20 protein-coding genes are annotated in these 20,383 nt (G+C 66.1%); 4 read left to right on the top strand and 16 right to left on the bottom strand.

Features of this window, described 5'->3' with window-relative positions:
* Nucleotides 1-60 precede the first annotated feature (60 nt).
* The 12 genes from AC3WMR_RS02250 to AC3WMR_RS02195 all read right to left on the bottom strand — a co-directional run bounded on the left by AC3WMR_RS02250 (nucleotide 61) and on the right by AC3WMR_RS02195 (nucleotide 10,887).
* The gene (locus AC3WMR_RS02250) at nucleotides 61-1,554 is read right to left on the bottom strand and encodes a DegQ family serine endoprotease (protein ID WP_492262492.1); all 1,494 of its coding nucleotides are present in this window, start codon (nucleotides 1,552-1,554) and stop codon (nucleotides 61-63) included.
* A gap of 37 nt (nucleotides 1,555-1,591) precedes the next feature.
* Nucleotides 1,592-2,668 (bottom strand): MucB/RseB C-terminal domain-containing protein, encoded by a 1,077-nt coding sequence (locus AC3WMR_RS02245; RefSeq protein ID WP_492262491.1) that lies wholly within the window; start codon nucleotides 2,666-2,668, stop codon nucleotides 1,592-1,594.
* Nucleotides 2,668-3,174, bottom strand: a complete 507-nt coding sequence (locus AC3WMR_RS02240) for a sigma-E factor negative regulatory protein (protein ID WP_025137134.1) — start codon at nucleotides 3,172-3,174, stop codon at nucleotides 2,668-2,670. Before AC3WMR_RS02240 ends, AC3WMR_RS02245 begins: the two co-directional genes overlap by 1 nt.
* A 12-nt stretch (nucleotides 3,175-3,186) precedes the next feature.
* A complete protein-coding gene (gene rpoE / locus AC3WMR_RS02235; protein WP_006223829.1) occupies nucleotides 3,187-3,786 on the bottom strand; it encodes an RNA polymerase sigma factor RpoE in 600 nt (199 codons plus the stop codon).
* A gap of 492 nt (nucleotides 3,787-4,278) precedes the next feature.
* Nucleotides 4,279-5,508 carry a beta-ketoacyl-ACP synthase II gene (fabF, locus tag AC3WMR_RS02230; RefSeq protein WP_492262490.1) on the bottom strand — a complete coding sequence of 410 codons (1,230 nt, stop codon included), beginning with the start codon at nucleotides 5,506-5,508 and terminating at the stop codon, nucleotides 4,279-4,281.
* Nucleotides 5,509-5,697: 189 nt separating this feature from the next.
* On the bottom strand, nucleotides 5,698-5,937 hold the full coding sequence (gene acpP, locus AC3WMR_RS02225) for an acyl carrier protein (RefSeq protein WP_005012191.1): 240 nt from the start codon (nucleotides 5,935-5,937) through the stop codon (nucleotides 5,698-5,700).
* A 213-nt stretch (nucleotides 5,938-6,150) separates the two neighbouring features.
* Nucleotides 6,151-6,903, bottom strand: a complete 753-nt coding sequence (gene fabG, locus AC3WMR_RS02220; protein ID WP_492262489.1) for a 3-oxoacyl-ACP reductase FabG — start codon at nucleotides 6,901-6,903, stop codon at nucleotides 6,151-6,153.
* 4 nt (nucleotides 6,904-6,907) lie between these two features.
* A complete protein-coding gene (gene fabD, locus AC3WMR_RS02215; RefSeq protein WP_492262488.1) occupies nucleotides 6,908-7,843 on the bottom strand; it encodes an ACP S-malonyltransferase in 936 nt (311 codons plus the stop codon).
* A gap of 93 nt (nucleotides 7,844-7,936) precedes the next feature.
* Entirely contained in the window at nucleotides 7,937-8,923 is a 987-nt protein-coding gene (locus AC3WMR_RS02210; RefSeq protein WP_175191026.1) for a beta-ketoacyl-ACP synthase III, read from the bottom strand.
* Complete coding sequence (plsX, locus tag AC3WMR_RS02205) at nucleotides 8,923-9,990, bottom strand: phosphate acyltransferase PlsX (protein ID WP_492262487.1); 1,068 nt, start codon at nucleotides 9,988-9,990, stop codon at nucleotides 8,923-8,925. Before plsX ends, AC3WMR_RS02210 begins: the two co-directional genes overlap by 1 nt.
* A gap of 59 nt (nucleotides 9,991-10,049) precedes the next feature.
* On the bottom strand, nucleotides 10,050-10,232 hold the full coding sequence (gene rpmF / locus AC3WMR_RS02200) for a 50S ribosomal protein L32 (protein WP_025137127.1): 183 nt from the start codon (nucleotides 10,230-10,232) through the stop codon (nucleotides 10,050-10,052).
* A 52-nt stretch (nucleotides 10,233-10,284) separates the two neighbouring features.
* Nucleotides 10,285-10,887, bottom strand: a complete 603-nt coding sequence (locus tag AC3WMR_RS02195; RefSeq protein WP_025137126.1) for a YceD family protein — start codon at nucleotides 10,885-10,887, stop codon at nucleotides 10,285-10,287.
* Between the two features lie 136 nt (nucleotides 10,888-11,023).
* On the opposite strand from AC3WMR_RS02195, the gene AC3WMR_RS02190 reads away from it, so the two are divergent.
* Genes AC3WMR_RS02190 through AC3WMR_RS02180 form a run of 3 tightly spaced genes read left to right on the top strand, consistent with a single transcriptional unit; the run spans nucleotide 11,024 to nucleotide 13,120 of the window.
* Nucleotides 11,024-11,626 (top strand): Maf-like protein, encoded by a 603-nt coding sequence (locus AC3WMR_RS02190; protein WP_492262486.1) that lies wholly within the window; start codon nucleotides 11,024-11,026, stop codon nucleotides 11,624-11,626.
* The gene (locus AC3WMR_RS02185) at nucleotides 11,623-12,333 is read left to right on the top strand and encodes an SAM-dependent methyltransferase (RefSeq protein WP_492262485.1); all 711 of its coding nucleotides are present in this window, start codon (nucleotides 11,623-11,625) and stop codon (nucleotides 12,331-12,333) included. The genes AC3WMR_RS02190 and AC3WMR_RS02185 overlap by 4 nt, the downstream gene beginning before the upstream one ends.
* Before the next feature lies 1 nt (nucleotide 12,334).
* A complete protein-coding gene (locus AC3WMR_RS02180) occupies nucleotides 12,335-13,120 on the top strand; it encodes an N-acetylmuramoyl-L-alanine amidase (protein WP_492262484.1) in 786 nt (261 codons plus the stop codon).
* 63 nt (nucleotides 13,121-13,183) lie between these two features.
* Here the strand turns inward: AC3WMR_RS02180 and msrQ are convergent, their stop codons facing one another.
* From msrQ to AC3WMR_RS02160, 4 genes are all read right to left on the bottom strand, one after another.
* A complete protein-coding gene (msrQ, locus tag AC3WMR_RS02175; RefSeq protein ID WP_492262483.1) occupies nucleotides 13,184-13,825 on the bottom strand; it encodes a protein-methionine-sulfoxide reductase heme-binding subunit MsrQ in 642 nt (213 codons plus the stop codon).
* 8 nt (nucleotides 13,826-13,833) lie between these two features.
* Nucleotides 13,834-14,796 (bottom strand): protein-methionine-sulfoxide reductase catalytic subunit MsrP, encoded by a 963-nt coding sequence (gene msrP / locus AC3WMR_RS02170; protein ID WP_492262482.1) that lies wholly within the window; start codon nucleotides 14,794-14,796, stop codon nucleotides 13,834-13,836.
* Nucleotides 14,797-14,995: 199 nt separating this feature from the next.
* Nucleotides 14,996-15,661 carry an HAD family hydrolase gene (locus tag AC3WMR_RS02165; RefSeq protein WP_492262481.1) on the bottom strand — a complete coding sequence of 222 codons (666 nt, stop codon included), beginning with the start codon at nucleotides 15,659-15,661 and terminating at the stop codon, nucleotides 14,996-14,998.
* 1 nt (nucleotide 15,662) lies between these two features.
* On the bottom strand, nucleotides 15,663-16,628 hold the full coding sequence (locus AC3WMR_RS02160) for an RluA family pseudouridine synthase (protein WP_175216943.1): 966 nt from the start codon (nucleotides 16,626-16,628) through the stop codon (nucleotides 15,663-15,665).
* A 508-nt stretch (nucleotides 16,629-17,136) separates the two neighbouring features.
* Here AC3WMR_RS02160 and AC3WMR_RS02155 point away from each other — a divergent pair.
* Nucleotides 17,137-20,256: an Rne/Rng family ribonuclease gene (locus AC3WMR_RS02155; protein ID WP_492262480.1), complete on the top strand. Its 3,120-nt coding sequence runs from the start codon at nucleotides 17,137-17,139 to the stop codon at nucleotides 20,254-20,256.
* The last annotated feature ends 127 nt before the right edge of the window (nucleotides 20,257-20,383 follow it).

Genomic DNA, 20,383 nt, shown 5'->3' with positions numbered 1-20,383 from the left:
ACGAGGGGGCGCCAGGCGCCCCCTCTTGCGGCAACCAGCCATTTTAGCCGGTCTTGGGCCTTATTTGCTTGCGGGTACCGCCACCCACTGCGTCTGCTCGCCGCGGCGCACCAGCAAGCCCGCCGCGCGGCCCTTGTCCAGCTTGCCCACCAGCTCGGCAAACTGCTTGGCGCCGGTGACGTCGGTGTCGTTCAGGGCCAACACAATGTCGCCTTCCTGCAGGCCGGCCTTGGCGGCAGCGCCTTCGGCGACCTTGACCTGCACGCCGCCCTTGATGCGCAGCTTTTTCTGCACGTCGGCGGGCACGTCCACCACGCCCAGGCCCAGCGCGTTGGTGATTTCCGGTGCAGGCGCCGCGGGCTTCTTGCCGGCAGCGGCCTTCTCGGCGGGAATCTCGCCCACCTTGACCGATAGCGTCATCTTCTTGCCCTTGCGCCACACTTCCATGTCGGCACGCGTGCCGGGCTTGGTTTCGCCGACGATGCGCGGCAGATCGGACCAACGCTTGATCGGTTCCTTGTTGAACGACAGGATCACGTCGCCCGGCTGCACGCCCGCCTGTTCGGCCGGACCGTCGACCTCGACGCTGCTGACCAGGGCGCCTTCGGCCTTGGGCAGGCCGATGGCTTCGGCCACGTCCTTGCCGACTTCGCCGATCTGCACGCCCACGCGGCCGCGCGTGACCTTGCCGGTGGCGCGCAACTGATCCACCACCCGCATGGCTTCGTCGATGGGAATGGCCAGCGAAATGCCCATGAAGCCGCCACTGCGCGAGATGATCTGGGAATTGATGCCCACGACCTCGCCCGCCAGGTTGATCAGCGGACCGCCCGAGTTGCCGGGATTCACTGCCACGTCCGTCTGGATGAACGGCAGGTATTCACCGGTATCGCGGCCGATGGCGCTGACAATGCCCGACGTGACCGTGGAATCCAGGCCAAACGGCGAACCGATGGCCAGCACCCATTGGCCCTTCTTGAGCTTCTTGGGGTCGCCGATGACCAGCGGGGTCATGTCCTTGGCTTCGATCTTGATCAGCGCGACGTCGGTGCGCTCGTCGGTGCCGATGACCTTGGCCTTGAACTCGCGGCCGTCGGTCAGGGTGACGTAGATGTCGGTTGCATCGCTGACCACGTGGTTGTTGGTCATGATGTAGCCGTCATCGGAAATGAAGAAGCCCGAGCCCACGCCGCGCGGCACGGTGCGTTCTTCGGGCTGCGGCTGCTGCGGACGTTGACGCTGGCCGGGGGCCTGCTGGCCTGGCGGCTGGAAGTCGGGGCCGAAGAACCAGCGGAACAATTCGGCCGGATCGTTGCCGCCGGGGCCCACGCCGCGGATCGGCACGGTGGCGGTGGTGCGAATGTTCACGACCGCCGGGTCGGCCTTTTCGATGATGCTGGTGAAGTCAGGCAGCACGACCGTCGGGGTGGGCGTGTCGGCCACCGGCGTCTGCGCGTGCGAGACCGGCGCAAACGCGGCCGACATCATGAGCCCCGCCGACGCAGCCGCCAGAAAGCGCCGCAGGCTGGGGTTCGACACCATCAATGCTTTCATAGATTGCTCCGAATTTACTTCTTGCCGCAGAGGCCGCTCACTTGGAGCCGGCCGCCGGAGCGTTCGCCACGGGTACGTATTCAGTCGCTTCCGCCAATTGTTCCAGCGTCGCCACCGGTACCTCGCCCACGGCGGTGAGCCAGTAATCGGCGATGCGGGTGCCGTACACGGTAATGGAACCACGTTGGGCGGCGCCAGGGGGCGGATGATGGCCGCGCTGGCTGTCATAGGGTTCGATGAACACCGAGATCGCCGCCAGGCCATCGGACAGCACCATCTGGTTGACCGTTGCGCCGCGCCCCATCGAGCGCGATACCTGCATCACCACGCTGAAGCCCTTGGGCGCCGGAATGCGCCATCCCAGCGCGCCCAGGTCGACCGGCTTCATGGCGGGTTCCAGCACCTTCCAGTCGCGCGTGTTCCAGCGGGAAGTCAGCGACTGCGGATCGACCTCGGCGCCCAGGCGCAGCGACGTGAACGACACCTGCTCGACCACGCCGCGGGCGGCGTTGAGCGTCTGGGCCTTCAGCAGCAGGTTGGTCTCGACGTCGGCGCACAGGCGATAGCCATAGCGCAACTTGTCCAGCGGTTCGATAGTGATCAGGCGGCATTCGCGCCCGGCGACCCGGTGCAGGGCCGATTCAGTGCGGATCTTGTAGTGCTCGGTCAGGTTGGCCGGATCGCCCAGCAGCAGGCCGGGAAAGCGGTCGCCGCGGCGACGCTCGATCAGGACCGTCTTGCGCTCGGGGATCAGGCACTGCACATCTTCGTTGTGGCGCAGGTACTCGCGCGGCTGGCCATCCAGGATCTCGAGCCGTTCGCGTTCGCCGGTGCCGTCCAGCACGTGCACCAGGCGCGACGACTGGATCATCTCGCCCTGCTGGTACATGAACACGCCCGCGTAGTCCTGCTTGCGCGCCGCCTGCTGGATGCGCGACAGCAACTGCACCACGTCATCGCCTTGCTGGGCGGGTGCGGTATCGGCGGCGTGCGCGGGTTCGTGCGCGGCCAGGAATGCAGTCAGGAGCGTAGCGGCAAACCAGCCGGCGCGGTGGGCCTGCCACGAGGCGGCCCGGCCCAGCACCGGCCAGCGATTCGGAAGCACCAAGGCCATCAGCGTCCCGCTCCGACATCGAACGACACCTGGCGCACCGCGCTGGGGCCGGCCATCTGGCGATGGGCCTCCAGGTAGTCGCTCAGGCCCGAAGTGTCGGTGCCGCTCAGGCTGGCGTCGGCCAGCACGCGCGTCTCGGTGCCGGGGGAACCGCCCGCCAGGTACGGCTGGGCCACCCAGGCGACGGTGGCGACCGCGGCCGCCACGGCCAGGCCGGACAGGCCCATGCGCAGCGGCGACCGGCGCCGGGGCGCCGCCACGATCGGCAGCTCGGCATCCAGCGCGCGCGACAGACGGGCGTGAAAGCCCGCACTGGGCGTCAGCGCCAGGTCGGTGTTGCGCAAGGCATCACCAATAAGATGATAGGTGTCCCAGGTCTGCCGCCCTTCACGGGTCAGCAGGCCGGGGAGAATATCGTCGGTTTCCTCTCCATCCATCCAGGCGGAAAGTGATTCCTCCCAGGCGGCCTCGGAAGAAACGACGGACTTGGCTGCTGTTGTCTGCATGACTGCCACTCCTTACCAGCGACGCTCGGCATCGGTGCCAAGCAATGGGCGCAACTTGGTCGCGATGGCTTCACGCGCACGAAAAATGCGGGAACGCACCGTACCAATGGGGCAGTCCATGCTCTGGGCGATGTCTTCGTAACTCATACCTTCGATTTCACGCAGGACGATCGCGGTGCGCAATTCCTCGGGCAATTCCTCGATGGCCGCGTTCACCGTCTCGGCGATCTCGCGGCTGGCCACCATGGATTCCGGCGTGCTTATATCGGTTAGGTTGTCGGTTTCGTTAAAAGTTTCACCGTCTTCCGTTTCTATCGCATTGGGCGCACTCGGCCGCCGGCCCTGCGAGGCAAGCCAATTGCGGGCCGTATTGATGGCAATGCGATACAACCAGGTGTAGAACGCGCTTTCACCCCGAAATTGGGGCAGGGCCCGATAGGCCTTGATGAACGCTTCCTGGGCCACGTCCTCGATTTCGGACGGGTCCCGGATCATCCGGGCCAGCAGGCGAAGAATCTTGCGCTGGTACTTCAGCACCAGCAGATCGAAGGCCTTCTTGTCGCCTCGCTGAACGCGGGCGACAAGCTCGGCGTCGACTTCGCGCTCGCTCATGAGGCCTCCCGCAGGCGGACCGCCGGGGGCGCACGCCGCGCCGCACCCGCCAAGAGGCACAAACGCCGCCAGGCCTGGGGTCGCAACGTCTGCTGCCAGACGGTGAAAGTTACATTGTTGTTGTTAAAGGCCATACTCCCGGAGGGCAAGGGCTGCAGGGTGAGCGTAAGCCATGCCGGCCCACGGTGCTGGTCGACCAGCGCCGCGTCCTGCCAGCCGCCCGGCAGGCGCACCTGCCACCGGCCAGACCCGGCCGCCGTACGCAACGCCGATACCGGGGACAGGCCACTACCGTCCGAGTGTAACAGCCTGGCCGCCAGCGGCAGCGTCATCAAGGCGGCGGCGGCCAGCCAGGCGGGGCCAAGCCACGCCCCGGCAGTCAGGAGGCTGGCCGCGGACGCGGCCAGCCCCAAGGCCGGAAGCGCCGCAACGCCGCGCGGCCGCAAGACAGGCACGCGAAACGTCCAGCGCCCCTGGCCTGGGTCTTCCAAATCAGACCCGGCGAACGGCCATCGAGCCGTTGGTGCCGCCGAAGCCGAACGAGTTGGACAGACCCACGTCGATCTTCATCTGCCGCGCCTCGTTGGCGCAGTAATCCAGATCGCATTCCGGATCTTGATTGAAGATGTTGATCGTCGGGGGCGAGACCTGGTTGTAGACCGCCAGGGTCGTGAACACGGCCTCGATGCCGCCCGCCGCGCCCAGCAAGTGGCCGGTCATGGACTTGGTCGAGTTCACTACCAGCTTCTTGGCGTGATCGCCGAAAGCCAGCTTCAACGCGTCGGTCTCGTTCTTGTCGCCCAGGGGCGTGGACGTGCCGTGCGCGTTGACATACTGGATGTCGTCCACGTTCAGGCCGCCGTTGCGCAGCGCGTTGAGGACGCCGCGACGCGGGCCGTCCTTGTCGGGGGCCGTAATGTGATGCGCGTCGGAGCTCATGCCGTAGCCGGCGAACTCACCATAGATGCGCGCGCCGCGCTTCTTGGCGTGTTCGTATTCTTCCAGCACCAGCACGCCGGCGCCCTCACCCAGAACGAAGCCGTCGCGGTCGCGGTCCCAGGGACGCGAAGCCGTTTGAGGGTCATCGTTACGGGTCGACAGCGCGCGCATGGCGGCAAAACCGCCGATACCCAGCGGCGACACGGTCGATTCGGCGCCGCCGGCCACCATGACGTCGGCATCGCCGTACTCGATCAGGCGGGCCGCATCGCCGATGCAATGCAGACCCGTGGTGCACGCCGACACGACGGCGTAGCTGGGGCCCTTCATGCCGTAGGCGATGGACAGGTGACCGGAGATCAAGTTGATCAGCGAACCCGGCACGAAGAACGGCGAAATGCGCCGCGGACCCTTGGCCATGTACTCGACCTGGGTTTCTTCGATGCGCGGCAGGCCGCCGATGCCCGAACCGACGATCACGCCGATGCGCTCGGCATTGGCTTCGGTGACTTCCAGGCCGCTGTCGCGCCACGCCTGCATCCCGGCAGCCAGGCCGTAATGGATGAAGGTATCCATCTGGCGGGCTTCTTTGGCCGAGATATAGGTGCTGATGTCGAAGTCTTTGACTTCGCCAGCGATGTGCGTGGTGATGGCCGAGGGATCGAAACGGGTGATGCGGCTGATGCCAGAACGTCCGTTGACGATATTGTCCCAAGCGGTGGTCAGGTCGTTGCCAACGGGCGAAACGATACCAAGGCCAGTGATGACGACTCGTCGCTTCACGGATGACTCCTCAAACAGACAAAAGAAAGGCGGCTTTCGGGATGCACTGCACGTGCGGCACACGCAAAAGCGGGTCGGGCTTTAACCCCCGTCCCGCGCGTGGACCACACGGCAAATTCCTGAAACCGCCCCGATTCCCGGTTGGCCCCGAAATCGGATTTCGGGCAACCAGAAGGATATAGGCTGAGCTTACTGCTTACCGTTCGAATTGATGTAATCAATCGCTTGTTGCACGGTCGTGATCTTTTCGGCCTCTTCGTCGGGGATCTCGGTCTCGAATTCGTCTTCGAGCGCCATGACCAGTTCGACCATGTCGAGCGAATCGGCACCGAGGTCGTCAAGGAAGGAGGATTCGTTCTTGATCTCGGCTTCGTTCACGCCAAGTTGTTCAGCGACGATCTTCTTGACGCGCTGTTCGATGCTTTCCATGCAGATCTCCAAATGGGAAAAATCCCGCGAATTATAGCCAAGCGCAGAGTACTGCAAACGCCAGGCCGTGACAAAAATAACACCGCTCACTTCGAACTGTCGCCCCGAGGGCGCAGCAATACCGGTGTGCGGCGTTTCCGGTTGAACCGCGCGTTGCCTCGCCAGTTGCCCGACGATGGCGCGACGGCCTGGGCCGCCCGCGCGCTTCGTGACTTATTGCATGTACATCCCGCCGTTGACGTGCAGGGTGGTGCCGGTAATGTAACCCGCCTGCGGCCCGGACAAAAAGGCCACCGCATGGGCGATGTCCGTGGGCGAACCCAGACGGCCCAGCGGAATCTGCTGCAGCAGCGCGGCGGTCTGGCTTTCGCCCAGGGCGCGCGTCATGTCGGTATCGATGAAGCCGGGGGCCACGCAATTGACGGTGATGTTGCGGCTACCCAGTTCGCGCGCCAGGGCGCGCGACATGCCGGCCACGCCCGCTTTCGCGGCGGCGTAGTTCGCCTGGCCGGCGTTGCCGCTCGAGCCCACCACCGAGGTGACGTTGATGATGCGTCCCCAACGGGCCTTCATCATGTTGCGCAGCACCGCGCGGGACAGGCGGAACACCGAGGCCAGATTGGTGTCGATGACAGCCGACCAGTCGTCGTCTTTCATGCGCATTGCCAGTGTATCGCGGGTGATGCCTGCATTATTGACGAGGATATGGGGGCCGCCACCCTCCTTGCCCAGTGCGTCGATCAGGGCGTCGCACGCTTGGGCATTGGTCACGTCCAGCACCACGCCACGGCCGCCAAACGGCGCCAGGGCTTCGGTGATGGCGGCCGCGCCGGACTCCGACGTGGCCGTGCCGACGACGGTTGCACCACGCGCAGCCAGTTCCTGGGCGATGGCGCGACCAATGCCGCGCGTCGCGCCCGTGACCAGGGCGATCTTGCCCTGCAGTTCGATCGAGGTGTTTTCCATGCTCTTAATTTCCGTTAACCGCGGCCAATGCGGCTTCAAGCGAAGCCGGATCCGTGATGGCCAGGCCGGTAAGCTCGGGATCGATGCGCTTGGTCAGGCCGGCCAGCACCTTGCCGGGACCGCATTCGATGACGTGGGTCACGCCCTGCGCCTTCATGGCGCGCAACGTTTCCACCCAGCGCACAGGATGCCATGCCTGACGTACCAGCGCATCCCGGATTGCCCCGGGTTCGACCGGCGACGCGACATCGACGTTGTTGATGACGGGCACCTGGGGCGCAGACACCGCCACCCCGGCCAGCGCGCCGGCCAGCACATCGGCGGCGGGCTTGAGCAGGCTGGAGTGGAACGGCGCGGACACCGGCAACAGCAGTGCGCGCTTGGCGCCCGCGGCCTTGGCCAGCTCGCAAGCGCGTTCGACGGCAGCCTTGTGGCCCGCGATCACGACTTGCGCCGGGGCGTTGAAATTGACGGCTTCGACCACTTCACCTTGGGCGGCAGAAGCGCAGGCGGCGCGTACGGCGTCGTCGTCCAGGCCCAGGATGGCGGCCATGGCGCCGGTGCCGACCGGCACGGCGGCCTGCATGGCATCGGCGCGCACGCGCACCAGGCGCACGGCATCTTCAAGGGCCAGCGAACCGGCGGCCGTCAGCGCGGCGTATTCGCCCAGGCTATGACCGGCCACGACGTCGGGCATGCGGCCGCCCGCCGCCCGCCAGGCCGCGAAGAAAGCGACGCTGGCCGTCAGCATGGCCGGCTGGGTATTGGTGGTCAGGTTGAGCTGTTCGACGGGACCCTGCGCGATCAGCGCGCCCAGGTCCTGGCCAAGCGCCTGCGAGGCGCGCGCCACAACGTCGGTCGCCGCGGCAACATCGGACCAGGCGTCCAGCATGCCGACCGACTGGGAACCTTGGCCAGGAAAGACAAAAGCGATTTTCATGTTCGACCGTATGGATTGATTCAGAGTCTGTGGGAATGTCGGGCGCGTCATCCGGGCAGGCGCGGTTGACCGCCGCCGAACCCGGATTCGCCCTTACATGCGGGCCAGTACGGAACCCCAGGTGAATCCGCCACCTACGCCTTGCATCAGGATGAGCTGGCCCGGCTTGACGCGGCCATCGCGGCGCGCGGCATCCAGGGCCAACGGCACGCTGGCCGCGGAGGTATTGGCGTGGCTGTCGACGGTGATGACAACCTTTTCGACCGGCACCGCAAGCTTGCGTGCCAGGAAATTCAGGATGCGGACGTTGGCCTGGTGCGGGATCAGCCAATCGACGTCGGCCACCTCGATACCGGCTTCGGCGCAGGTGTCGCGCGCCGAGCGGTCCAGCACCGTGACGGCCTGCTTGAACACGGCCTGCCCGTCCATGCGCAGGAACGGGTCGCCCGTGACATCGCCATAGGCAACGTTGCCGGCGGCGCTGAGGATCTTCATCTGGCTGCCATCGGCATGCAACTGCGCGGCCAGGATGCCGGGCTTGTCGGAGGCCTTGAGCACCACGGCGCCCGCGCCATCGCCGAACAGCACGCAGGTGCTGCGGTCGTTCCAGTCGAGGATGCGCGAGAACACTTCAGCGCCGATCACCAGTGCGCAACGCGCACGGCCGGCACGGATGAAGCTGTCGGCGGTGGTCAGGGCGTAGACGAACCCGCTGCACACAGCCTGCACGTCGAAGGCCGCGGAACCCTTGGCGCCCAGGTTGGCCTGCACCAGGCAGGCGGTACTGGGGAATACGAAATCGGGCGTGGACGTGGCCAGCACGATCAGGTCGACTTCGGACGCATCAACACCGGCATCGGCCAGCGCGCGGCGCGAGGCCTCGGTGGCGAGCTGGCTGGTGGTGACGCCACGTTCGGCCAAATGGCGCTGGCGGATGCCCGTGCGCTCGACGATCCACTCGTCGGACGTGGCGATATCGCGCGTCGCCAGTTCCGCTGCCAGGGCGTCATTCGAAACCACGCGTTCCGGCAGGAAGCTGCCGGTGCCCGCGATCACGGAATATTTCATTGCGGTATCCATCAAGCGGTGTCCCCAGCCACGCCCGATTCCAGCGCGGAAGCGCTCGAACCCGACTGCACGCGCTGGTTGATCTGTGCGACCGTCTGAGCGGTGCGCTCAAGCAGTTTACTCACCACGGCTTCTCGCGCCCGTTGCAGCGCGAAGCCGAAAGCGTAAGCGTCGGCCGAGCCGTGGCTCTTGATGACCACGCCGCGCAGGCCCAGCAGCGCCGCGCCGTTGTAGCGGCGGTTGTCGACGCGGTTGCGCAGGCGGTTGAGCACCGGCTTGGCCAGCGCGCCGATCAGCAGCGTGATCAGGTTGCGTTTGAACTCTTCGCGAATGACGCTGGACAACATCTTGGCCAGGCCTTCGACGGACTTGAGCACGACGTTGCCGACGAACCCGTCGCAAACGACGACGTCGACCGTGCCCTTGAAAATGTCATTGCCTTCCACGTTGCCGTAGAAGTTCAGGGGACTGGCGCGCAGAAGTTCGGCGGCTTCCTTGACGACCTCGTTGCCCTTGATGACTTCTTCGCCGATGTTGAGCAAGCCCACGGTGGGGTTCTCGCGATGGTCCACCGCCTGCGACAGCGCGGCGCCCATGATGGCGAATTGCAGAAGGTGCTCGGCCGAGCAGTCCACATTCGCACCCAGGTCCAGCACCGTGGTGGCGCGGCCCGTCTGGTTCGGAATGGACGTGGCGATCGCGGGGCGGTCAATGCCGTCCAGCGTCTTGAGCACGTAGCGTGAAATGGCCATCCAGGCGCCGGTGTTGCCTGCGGAAACGCAGGCGTCGGCCCGCCCGTCCTTGACGGACTGGGCAGCCAGGCGCATGGAGGAGTCTTTTTTGCGGCGCAAGGCGACCTCGACCGGGTCGTCCATGGTGACGACTTCGGAAGCCGCCACGATCTCAAGGCGATCGCGCGCCACGCCGCGGTGCTCGGAGAGCGCCGCTTCGATAGCGTCGGGAAGCCCGACCAGCAATAGCCGGGTATCCGGAAATTGCCGGGCGAACTCGATCGCAGCCGGAATCGTGACGGGCAGACCGAAGTCTCCGCCCATACAGTCTATGGCGATGCGTATCACGGGTGCCAGGTATCAGCGCTCAGCCGAATTGGTCCGAGTACGAGTTCGGCCCGGGGGCCTTATTCGTCGGCCTTGGTCTTCAGGACCTTGCGGCCACGGTAGAAGCCGTTGGGGCTGATGTGGTGACGCAGGTGGGTCTCGCCCGTGTTGGGTTCGATAGCCGTCGACGGATTCACCAGAAAATCGTGCGAGCGGTGCATACCGCGCTTGGACGGGGACTTCTTGTTTTGTTGAACAGCCATGATGACTCCTAGAAACGGGGCGCATTGTACGCGATGCGGCCCGATGTTGATCTCAATCTTTGTGCTTCAGTTGTTCCAGCACCGCAAACGGCGACGGACGCTTGACAACGGGCTCTTGGGGAGCTTCGTTGTCTTTGGCCTGCGCGCCCGGGCATACATCATGCTTGGGCACATACGGAACGCTCAGAATGAGCTCATCTTCGATCTGGGCCAGCAGATCGAAATGATGCGAACCCACCACCTTTTCAGGCTGGTTGGACACAAAACCTTTACCTTCCACTTCATCGTCTTCGTCGTCCTCGTCGTCGAGACCGGCGGCGTGATCGCCCCCGGCAATGCCGTCGTCGAGATCGTCTTCAGACTTGACCAGCTGCAGCAGGACTTCGCTGTCGACCGGGTAGGCGAACGGCGCATTGCACCGCTGGCACACCACGACCGGATTCGCCTGCACACGGATGCGCAAGAGCGGCTGGCCCAAGACCAGCCCCGTCTTGCCCATCTCGCCGCGCGCGGACCACGTCACCAGCCCGGCATCGCCCAGCGGTTGTTCGGGTAGTCCGTCAACCGCGCGCGTCAACCGCACAAGAGGTATGGTGCCTTGCGCTTCCCTGCCCTGGTGGGCGAATGCGAATGCGTCGATGGGCTTGATGATCAGTCCTTTCGCACAGTGTCCTGTGCATTCGCGGGCATGCTCGCAGGCAAAGCGTACTTTTCAGCTCCGCTATTGCACTGCAAAAATGCCGCAAAACGTTAGATAATACTGTGACTTACGTATCAGCGTCAAATACCGCATGCCCCAACAACCCAGCCTGATCCTCGCTTCCAGCTCGCGCTATCGCAAAGAGCTGCTTACCCGCCTGCGGTTGCCGTTTACCGCCATTTCGCCCGATGTGGACGAAACGCCACACCCCGGCGAAACGCCCGAGGCCCTGGCCCTGCGCCTGTCGGTTGCCAAGGCCATGGCGGTGGCGGCCACGCATCCGGGCAGCATCGTCATCGGGTCGGACCAGGTGGCCACGGTGGATGGCCAGCCGATCGGCAAGCCGGGGGACTTTTTGCGCGCCCAGGCCCAATTACGCGCCCTTTCGGGGCAAATCGTGGAATTTCACAGCGCCCTGGCGGTCACGGACGGCCAGCGGGTGGAAAAAGCCGACATCGTGACACGATGCCGTTTTCGGCAGCTGTCGGACCACGCCATCGACGCCTACCTGCACGCCGAAGAACCGTACGATACCGCAGGCAGCGCCAAGGCGGAAAGCCTGGGCATCGCCCTGATGGAAAGCATCCAGAGCGACGACCCGACCGCCATCATCGGCCTGCCCCTGATCGCCCTGACCCGTATGCTGGCCCAATTCGGCCTGGACCCGCTGAACGCGCCGGGAGCCCCCGCATGAGCGGTTCTCTGCACCTGATTCCCGTCGGTCTGGGCGAGGCCGCCCCCGAAAGCTGGCTGCCCGCCGAGGCGCGCGCCCTGGCGGGCCAGCTGGACACCTATATCGCCGAAAACGCCAAGACGGCGCGTGCCTTCCTCAAGCAGATCGGCACCACTCGGCCGCTGCAGGAAATCACTATCCATACCCTGACGGACAAGACCGACGCAGCCCAGATCAAGGCCTGGCTGGAACCTGTTCGCCAGGGCGCCGAGATCGGCCTGGTATCCGAGGCCGGCTGCCCCGCCGTGGCGGACCCGGGCGCCAAGGTGGTGGACGCCGCTCATCGCCTGGGCGTAACCGTCAAGCCCTGGGTCGGCCCGTCATCCATCCTGCTGGGCCTGATGGCCAGCGGGCTGGACGGCCAGCGCTTCGCCTTCCATGGTTACGCGCCGGTAGACGCCGTCGAGCGCGCCAGGCAGCTCAAGGCCTGGGAACAGCATTCCGCCAAGCACAACCAGACCCAACTGCTGATCGAAACCCCCTACCGCAACGCCGCCATGTTTGCGACGCTCCTGGCCAGCCTGAAGGGCGATACCAAGCTGTGCATCGCCCGTGCACTGACCACCGCTGACGAATGGATCGCCACCCACACGATCGCCGATTGGAAAAAGCAGCCCGCCCCGCAGCTGGACAAGATGCCCACCCTGTTCCTGTACCTGGCGCGCTGACATGATCCGCTTCATTGCCGTTTTCCTGGCCGCCGCGGCCCTGGCAGGTTGCGCCCATCGCGGCCCCGCCGGCCTGGGCCTGGACAGGTCCATCACCTCGGTCAGCCAGAGCAGCCGGGTGCGCTTCGTGGTGCTGCACTACACCTCGGCCGACGACGCCCTGTCCATGCGGCTGCTGTCGCAAGGCCAGGTCAGCGCCCACTACCTGATCAACACGTCCGGGCGCACCTACCGGCTGGTCGACGAGACCCGCGCGGCCTGGCATGCCGGCGAAAGCGCGTGGTATGGCCTGAACGCCATGAACAGCACGTCCGTCGGCATCGAAATCGTCAACCCGGGCTGGACCGACGGCAACGATGGCAAGCCGCAATGGCATGCGTACGGCGACAAGCAGATCCGCGCCCTGACCCTCCTGCTACGCGACGTGGTCCAGCGTAACGGCATCCTGCCCCAGAACGTGGTGGGCCATAGCGACATCGCGCCGCAACGCAAGGTCGACCCTGGTCCGCTGTTCCCCTGGAAGCAATTGGCCGCGGGCGGCATTGGCCGCTGGTACGACGAAGCCGGCGCCGCCTCGCACCTGGCGCGGCTGCAAGCCCAAGGCACGCCCGACGTCGCCTGGTTCCAGCAGCAACTGCAACGGCTGGGCTACACCTGCCCGCAGAACGGCACGCTGGACCGCGCCACGATCAACGTGCTGGCCGCTTTCCAGATGCACTACCGCCCCGCCCTGCACGACGGCCAGCCGGATGCCGAAACCGCGGCGATCATGCTGGCGATGCTGTAACCCCGCCGGCCATCACCGGGGCCCGCCGCCGGCCCGAACAACGGCATCCAAGGCTGGCCGGGCCTAGACCCGGCGGCGGCGCCACCATGCCGCCAGCCGCCAACCCAGCAGCAGCGCCAGCACACTGGCGTACAGCGCGGGCTGGGCAAGGTCATTCTTGCCGGCCTTGTGCCACCAGTAATGCAGCACCGCCAGGCAGCCGATGAGATAGACGGCGCGGTGCAACTGCTGCCAGCGCTTGCCCAGGCGTCGCATGGCCCACTGGGTCGACGTGGCCGCCAGCGCCGTCAACAGCACGAAGGCAGCAAAACCCACGGTAATGAACGGCCGCTCGCCGATGTCCTGCAGCATGGCGGCCGGATCAAAGCCGCGATCCCACCAGACCCAGGCCATGAAGTGCATGGCCCCGTAGAAAAACGCGAACAATCCGCACATGCGGCGCAGGCGCACCAGGGCCGGCTGGCCGGTCAACCGGCGCAACGGCGTGATCGCCAGCGTGACGAGCAGGCAGACCAGCGTCCAGGTGCCCGACGAGCGGGTCAGGAACTCCACCGGATTGGCGGTCAGGCCGTTGTTCAATCCCAGCCAGATCCAGCGGGCGAACGGCGTCAGCCCCACCAGGAACAGAAACGGCTTGAACCGCCCGACGGCCCGGGCCGACCACTGCGGCTTGCGCATGGCCGCCGCGCTGCTCGCTTCGGTCATGGGCGGGATCAGTAGTTGGCCTTCAAGTCCATGCCCTGGTAGAGCGAGGCCACCTGCTCGGCATAGCCGTTGAACATCAAGGTCTTGCGCTTGGGCGAGAACAGGCCGTCTTCGCCGATGCGGCGCTCGGTCGCCTGGCTCCAGCGGGGATGCGGCACGGTCGGGTTCACATTGGCGTAGAAGCCGTATTCCTGGGGCGCAGCCTTGATCCACGACGACACCGGCTGCTTTTCCACCAGGCGGATCTTGACCAGGGACTTGCCCGACTTGAAGCCGTATTTCCAGGGCACCGCCAGGCGTACGGGCGCGCCATTCTGGTTGGGCAGCAACTTGCCATAGACGCCGAATACCAGCATCGCCAGCGGGTTCATGGCCTCGTCGATGCGCAGCCCTTCGACATAGGGCCAATCCAGGATCGCGGCGCGTACGCCCGGCATGTTCTCGCGCTGCACGGCCGTCACGAATTCGACGTACCTGGCATTGCCGGTGGGCTCGACCTGCTTGAGCAGCGCCGACAGCGAATACCCGACCCAGGGGATCACCATGGACCAGCCCTCGACGCAGCGCAGCCGATACACACGCTCTTCCATGGGGGCCAGCTTGAGCAGTTCTTCGATGCCGAAGGTGCGCGGCTTGCCGACTTCGCCTTCGACACTGACGGTCCAGGGACGGGTCTGCAGCTTGCCGGCATTGGCCGCGGGTTCGCCCTTGTCGACGCCGAATTCGTAGTAGTTGTTGTACGACGTCACATCCGCCAGGGACGTCTGCTTGTCCATGACGCTGAAGGCGGCGTTGGGCTGGCCGGGCAGCGCGCCGGCATCCTGGGCAAACGCGCTGCGGGTCGCCCACCCGGGCAGGCCCAGCCCCGCCGCGGCCACGCCTGCGCGCAGGATCAGCTCGCGGCGCGAGCGCCACACCGTCTCGGGGGTGATGTCGGACGGAAGGATGTCATCGGGCTTGCGTATCAGCATCGGGGTCTCCTGGGGGCCGGCACGGGCCGTTGCCGTCCCGCGCGCAAACCATGGACGTTGCGCGGCCCCATGATATTCCGCCGGCGCTGCCGGCGGGCATCACAGATTGACCCGTAGCGAGCGCCCGCGTTCCCGGACAGGCGGCTGATCCGCCCGCCGCCCCGCACGCCGCAAGCCTGGTTTCAGCGGCAGCGCCGCGTCAGGCGGCCGCCGCCAGCGTACGGCTGAGCAGCCACTCGCGCACCAGCGGCACGCTTTCCAGCACGGCCTGGGGCGAACAACCCTCAAGTTCCTTCAGGGTATGCGCACCGTAGGTCACGCCCAGCCCGTGCACCCCGGCATTGATCGCCATCTGCAGGTCGTGCGAGGTATCGCCCACCATCACGACTCGCGCCGGATCGACGTCCAGCTCCTGCATCAGCTCGTGCAACATGCCGGGATGCGGCTTGCTGAAGGTTTCATCGGCGGTACGGGTGGCGTCGAACATCGGCCCCAGGCCGGTCGCGGCCAAAGCGCGGGTCAGGCCCACGCGGCTCTTGCCGGTGGCCACCGCCAGGCGCACGTTCTGCCCGGCCAGTTCGGTCAGCAGCTCGGGAATGCCGTCGAACAGGCGCAGCTCGGGATCGCGCAGCAGGTAGTGGGTGCGGTAGCGCTCGAGAAAGCGCGGCAGCATCGCCTGGGTCAGCTCGGGCACGGCACGGCGCAATGCGCTTTCCAGGGACAGACCAATGACCCAGCTGGCGTCCGACGCCGACGGCACGGGCAGCGCCAGGTCGCGGCAGGCGCCCTGGATGGCGGCCACGATGCTGTGCGTGGAATCCATCAGGGTTCCATCCCAGTCAAAAACGACCAGTGAATACGACATATCAGACCGACTCCAGTTGTTTCAGTATTTTCCGGCACGCGGGCGGCAATTCGGCCGTCAGCGTCATCGGTTCGCCCGTCAGGGGATGGGCCAGGGTCAATTGGTGGGCGTGCAGGAACATCCGGCCAAAACCCATGCGCGAGAATTCGGCGCGCACGTCGTCATGGCCGTATTTGTCGTCGCCCACAATGGGGAAACCGCTGGCGGCCAGGTGCACCCGGATCTGGTGGGTACGGCCGGTACGCAGCTCGGCGTCGACCAGGCTGTAACGGCCAAAACGCTGTTTGAGGGTGATGATGGTGTGCGCCGTCTGGCCGTCGGGGTCGACCTTGACCCGGCGCTCGCCCGACTGGGTGGTCCATTTGGACAGCCCCAGCTTGATGTGCTGGCGATCATTGACCCAATCGCCCTCGACCAGCGCAAAGTAGTGCTTGTCGCTGCGCCCTTCGCGCAGCATGGCATGCAGGGCCAGCAGCGCGCTGCGCTTCTTGGCCACCATGAGCAGGCCGGACGTCTCGCGGTCGAGCCGATGCACCAGCTCCAGGAACTTGGCCTCGGGACGGGCGGCGCGCAACTGCTCGATGACGCCGAACGACACGCCGCTGCCCCCATGGACGGCCACGCCGGCGGGCTTGTCCACCACCAGCATTGCGTCGTCTTCGAACACGATGGGAAATTCCGCGGCGGGCACCGGCTTGGGCGTGCCCGGATCCGGCAGCCGCAGCGGCGGAATGCGGACCATGTCGCCCTCCACCACGCGGTAGTCGGCCGAGATGCGTCCCTTGTTTACCCGAACTTCACCGCCACGGATGGCCTTGTAGATGTGGGTTTTGGGGACGCCCTTGCACAGGCGCATCAGGTAATTATCCAGGCGCTGGCCGGCATGCTCGGCGCCGACCTCCACCATGCGGACGGAAGGGGGTGCCATAGGGGAGGAAGTTTCTTTGCGCATTGCGGAAAGCGACATATAATCGGGACAGCCTTAAGGGGCTGAATCAGCCGCTGGCGTAGAGATGCAACTCAAGTACGCAACTCCGTCGAGCGCGTGGGCCGCCATTGTACTGCCTGCTCATTCAACCCCTGGGTCATTTGGTCGCCGGCGCAACCGCGCCCTGCCGGATAGTGGTGTGGCATTCACTTTGCCCGCTGTCCCAGCAGGTCCGTTGCATGCCGCAAGCGGCTTGAAGCACTGCAAGAATCGTCGCATATTTAAAGCACCAGCTGCGTGTAGGCAACCAATCCGACCGCAACTGCCGTTCACAGCACATTTCCGTCAAACCACATTCAGTGAAGCTGACCCTCCTGCTGAAAGAACCCCGTGCCCCACGGCACGACGTGCCCGCCTGACCCGCGGCGGATACGCCTGGGCGACGCCCAGGTACGGTCCGCATCTTCTTGCCCGCTTCAGCCGCAGCCCGAGTGGCCCGAGGTCACGCGCCGATATCGGCGCGTCATGACAACGGAGAAACCCTCTCATGAAGCGCATGCTGTTCAATGCGACGCACCAGGAAGAATTACGCGTCGCTATCGTCGATGGGCAAAAACTCATCGACCTCGACATCGAGACTGCCGGCCGCGAACAACGCAAAGGCAACATCTACAAAGGTGTCATCACCCGGATCGAACCCGGCCTTGAAGCGTGCTTCGTCAACTACGGCGAAGACCGCCACGGCTTTCTTCCCTTCAAGGAAGTGGCCCGCAGCTTCTTCAAGGAAGGCGTCGACGTCCGCACCGCCCGCATCCAGGACGCCCTGCGCGAAGGCCAGGAACTGATCGTCCAGGTCGAAAAAGAAGAACGCGGCAACAAGGGCGCAGCCCTGACCACATTCATCTCGCTGGCCGGCCGTTACCTGGTCTTGATGCCCAACAACCCCCGTGGCGGTGGCGTTTCGCGCCGCGTCGAGGGCGAAGATCGCCAGGAACTGCGCGACACGATGGAGCAGCTCGAGCTGCCCCAGGGCATGAGCATCATCGCCCGCACCGCCGGTATCGGCCGCAACGTCGAAGAGCTCCAGTGGGACTTGTCCTACCTGTTGCAACTCTGGACGGCCATCGACGGCGCCGCGCGCGACAATTCCGCGCCCATCCTGATCTACCTGGAATCCAGCCTGGTCATCCGGGCCATCCGCGACTACTTCTCGCCTGAAATCGGCGAAATCCTGATCGACACGGACGAAATCGCCGACCAGGCGACCGCGTTCATGAGTGTCGTGATGCCGGACAACGTCCAGCGCGTGAAGCGCTACCGCGACGATATCCCGCTGTTCTCGCGCTTCCAGATCGAACACCAGATCGAAACGGCCTACTCGCGCACGGTCACGCTACCCTCGGGCGGCGCCATCGTCATCGACCACACCGAAGCCCTGGTTTCCGTGGACGTCAACTCGGCCCGTTCGACCCGTGGCGCCGACATCGAGGAAACCGCCCTGCGGACCAACTCGGAAGCCGCCGACGAAGTGGCCCGCCAGCTGCGCTTGCGCGACCTGGGCGGCCTGATCGTCATCGACTTCATCGACATGGAAGACAGCAAGAACCAGCGCGCCGTCGAACAGCGCCTGCGTGATGCCCTCCACTTCGATCGCGCCCGCGTCCAGATGGGCAAGATCTCGCGCTTCGGCCTGATGGAACTGTCGCGCCAGCGCCTGCGTCCGGCCCTGAACGAAGGCTCGCACATCACCTGCCCGCGCTGCAACGGCACCGGCGTGATCCGCGACGCCGAGTCCAGCGCGCTGCACGTCCTGCGCCTGCTGCAGGAAGAAGCCATGAAGGAAAACACCGCGGCGGTCCACGCCCAGGTGCCGGTCGACGTGGCGACCTACCTGCTGAACGAAAAGCGCGCCGACATCACCAAGATGGAAGCCCGCCTGAAGGTCAACCTGATGCTGATCCCCAACAAGCATCTCGAGACCCCGCACCACCACATCGAGCGCCTGCGCCACGACGATCCGCGCCTGGAAGAACTGAAGACCAGCTTCGAGCTGGTCGAAGCCCCGGCCACCGACGCTCCCTGGCAGCCGCGCGAAAGCGAAGTCAAGGCTCGCCCCGAAGCGCTGGTCAAGGGCATCACGCCCTCGCAGCCCGCGCCCGTGTCGACGCCTGCCCCGGCGCCCGCCCCCGTGGCGGCCCAAGCCCAGTCGGGCGGCCTTGGCGGCCTGTTCAAGCGCCTGGTCGGCTGGCTGACCGGTAATGCCGAACCCGCCAAGACGGCACCCGCCGCCCAGGAAGACGCGAGCGCCAAGCGCGCCTCGTCCTCGTCGCGCGGCGGCAAGGGCCGTAGCGGCCACGACGGCCAGGAGCGCCGTGGCGAACGCCACGGTTCCGACCGTAACCGCAACCGTCGCGGCGAAGCCCGCACCGAAGGCGCGGAAGGCAGCGAAGGCGGCCGCCATCACATCCGTGGCAATCGTCGCCCTGAAGGCGAACGCGGCGAGCGCCAGGAACGTGGCGAACGCAACAACCGCAACGAGCGTGGCGATCGCGCCGAACGCGACCAGGCCGTACAGACCGCACAGGCTTCGAACCGTCCGGACGTCGCCGTGGACGCCAACGCTGATGACGCCGGCGCCGGCCGCAACCGCCGCCGTGGCCGTGGCCGCAACCGTCGCGAAGAAGGCCAGTCCGACGCGCCGATGAGCGAACAGGAAAGCATGGTCGCCGCGCTGGCCCAGACGGTCGCCACTGCCCTGCCTGAAACCAAGCAGCCCGCCGACGTGTCGGCCGAGCAAGCCGAAGCCGCCGAGCAGTCCGCCGATGGCGTGCCCGTTTCCGCCGAAGGCGCCGAGGCCGGCGCCGATCCGGAACGCAAGCGCCGCCGCCGCCGCAGCCGTCGTGGCCGCCGCAGCCAGGAAGAATCCGGCGTAGCAGGCAGCGACGAGCAACTGGACGACGGTTCGGATGACGACGCTGGCGAACAGGCCGAGCAAGTGACCGCCGCCCCCGCGCCGGTCGCCGCCCAGGCTGAAACCCAACCGGCTCCTGTGCAAACGCAAGCCTCGCAAGCCGACGCCCCGCAAGCCGCCCAGCCCGACGCCCAACCGGTTCAAGCCCACCCGGCCGAAACCGCCGTGGTCGCCCAGGCCGAGCAGGCCGCTCCGGTAGCCGAGCCCGTGGCTCAGCAGCCCGTGCAGACCGCCGCGCCGGTGACGACGTCGCCTGTGTCGGTCGAACCCGCCAGCCAGGTTTCCGAGCCGGCAGCGCCCGCCGCTGCGCCGGTGCAAGAAGCCCCCGCTGTCGAGCCGGTCATGGCCCCTGCCCCCGTCGTGGCCGCAGCGCCTGCTGCTCCCGAGGCCGCTCCGGCCCCGGCAGTGCAAACGCCTGCTCCCGTGGCGACCCCGGCAGCCGCCCCCGTGGCCACCGCCCCGGCCAGCGCCCAGCCCATCGTGGTGCCGGCAACCGCGCCGTCCGCCAAGGCCCAGGCCCTGCACGACGTGGTGAACGCCGCTGGCCTGCAGTGGGTCGAAACCGACCCCGAGCGTCACGCTCAAACGCAAGTGCGCATCGCTGCCGCGCACACGCCGGTCCGCCTGGGCCGTGAGCGCAAGCCGGTGGCTGCGGTATCGAACGAACCGCTGGTTCAGGTCGAAACCCGCCACTAAGCCGCCCCGCGCGAGCAAAAGCCCCCATCCTTCGATGGGGGCTTTTTTATGCGCCGAATCTTCGGATGCCGATTCGGCGGACCAAAAAAAACCCTCGTTGCCGAGGGTTTCTTGATGCCGATCCGGG

Source organism: Achromobacter sp. FW305-C-28, from assembly GCF_058783235.1.
Note: the sequence above shows the minus strand (reverse complement) of the source record. Positions and strands in the feature narration are given on the sequence as shown.

What these genes read in the sequence shown, in the direction of transcription:
- fabD (WP_492262488.1), bottom strand. Translation starts at nt 7,843, where the DNA reads ATGAAAATCGCTTTTGTCTTTCCTGGCCAAGGTTCCCAGTCGGTCGGC.
- msrQ (WP_492262483.1), bottom strand. Translation starts at nt 13,825, where the DNA reads ATGACCGAAGCGAGCAGCGCGGCGGCCATGCGCAAGCCGCAGTGGTCG.
- AC3WMR_RS02165 (WP_492262481.1), bottom strand. Translation starts at nt 15,661, where the DNA reads ATGTCGTATTCACTGGTCGTTTTTGACTGGGATGGAACCCTGATGGAT.
- rpmF (WP_025137127.1), bottom strand. Translation starts at nt 10,232, where the DNA reads ATGGCTGTTCAACAAAACAAGAAGTCCCCGTCCAAGCGCGGTATGCAC.
- AC3WMR_RS02185 (WP_492262485.1), top strand. Translation starts at nt 11,623, where the DNA reads ATGAGCGGTTCTCTGCACCTGATTCCCGTCGGTCTGGGCGAGGCCGCC.
- rpoE (WP_006223829.1), bottom strand. Translation starts at nt 3,786, where the DNA reads ATGAGCGAGCGCGAAGTCGACGCCGAGCTTGTCGCCCGCGTTCAGCGA.
- fabG (WP_492262489.1), bottom strand. Translation starts at nt 6,903, where the DNA reads ATGGAAAACACCTCGATCGAACTGCAGGGCAAGATCGCCCTGGTCACG.
- acpP (WP_005012191.1), bottom strand. Translation starts at nt 5,937, where the DNA reads ATGGAAAGCATCGAACAGCGCGTCAAGAAGATCGTCGCTGAACAACTT.
- AC3WMR_RS02190 (WP_492262486.1), top strand. Translation starts at nt 11,024, where the DNA reads ATGCCCCAACAACCCAGCCTGATCCTCGCTTCCAGCTCGCGCTATCGC.
- AC3WMR_RS02240 (WP_025137134.1), bottom strand. Translation starts at nt 3,174, where the DNA reads ATGCAGACAACAGCAGCCAAGTCCGTCGTTTCTTCCGAGGCCGCCTGG.
- msrP (WP_492262482.1), bottom strand. Translation starts at nt 14,796, where the DNA reads ATGCTGATACGCAAGCCCGATGACATCCTTCCGTCCGACATCACCCCC.
- AC3WMR_RS02180 (WP_492262484.1), top strand. Translation starts at nt 12,335, where the DNA reads ATGATCCGCTTCATTGCCGTTTTCCTGGCCGCCGCGGCCCTGGCAGGT.
- AC3WMR_RS02250 (WP_492262492.1), bottom strand. Translation starts at nt 1,554, where the DNA reads ATGAAAGCATTGATGGTGTCGAACCCCAGCCTGCGGCGCTTTCTGGCG.
- AC3WMR_RS02160 (WP_175216943.1), bottom strand. Translation starts at nt 16,628, where the DNA reads ATGTCGCTTTCCGCAATGCGCAAAGAAACTTCCTCCCCTATGGCACCC.
- AC3WMR_RS02210 (WP_175191026.1), bottom strand. Translation starts at nt 8,923, where the DNA reads ATGGATACCGCAATGAAATATTCCGTGATCGCGGGCACCGGCAGCTTC.
- AC3WMR_RS02155 (WP_492262480.1), top strand. Translation starts at nt 17,137, where the DNA reads ATGAAGCGCATGCTGTTCAATGCGACGCACCAGGAAGAATTACGCGTC.
- AC3WMR_RS02245 (WP_492262491.1), bottom strand. Translation starts at nt 2,668, where the DNA reads ATGGCCTTGGTGCTTCCGAATCGCTGGCCGGTGCTGGGCCGGGCCGCC.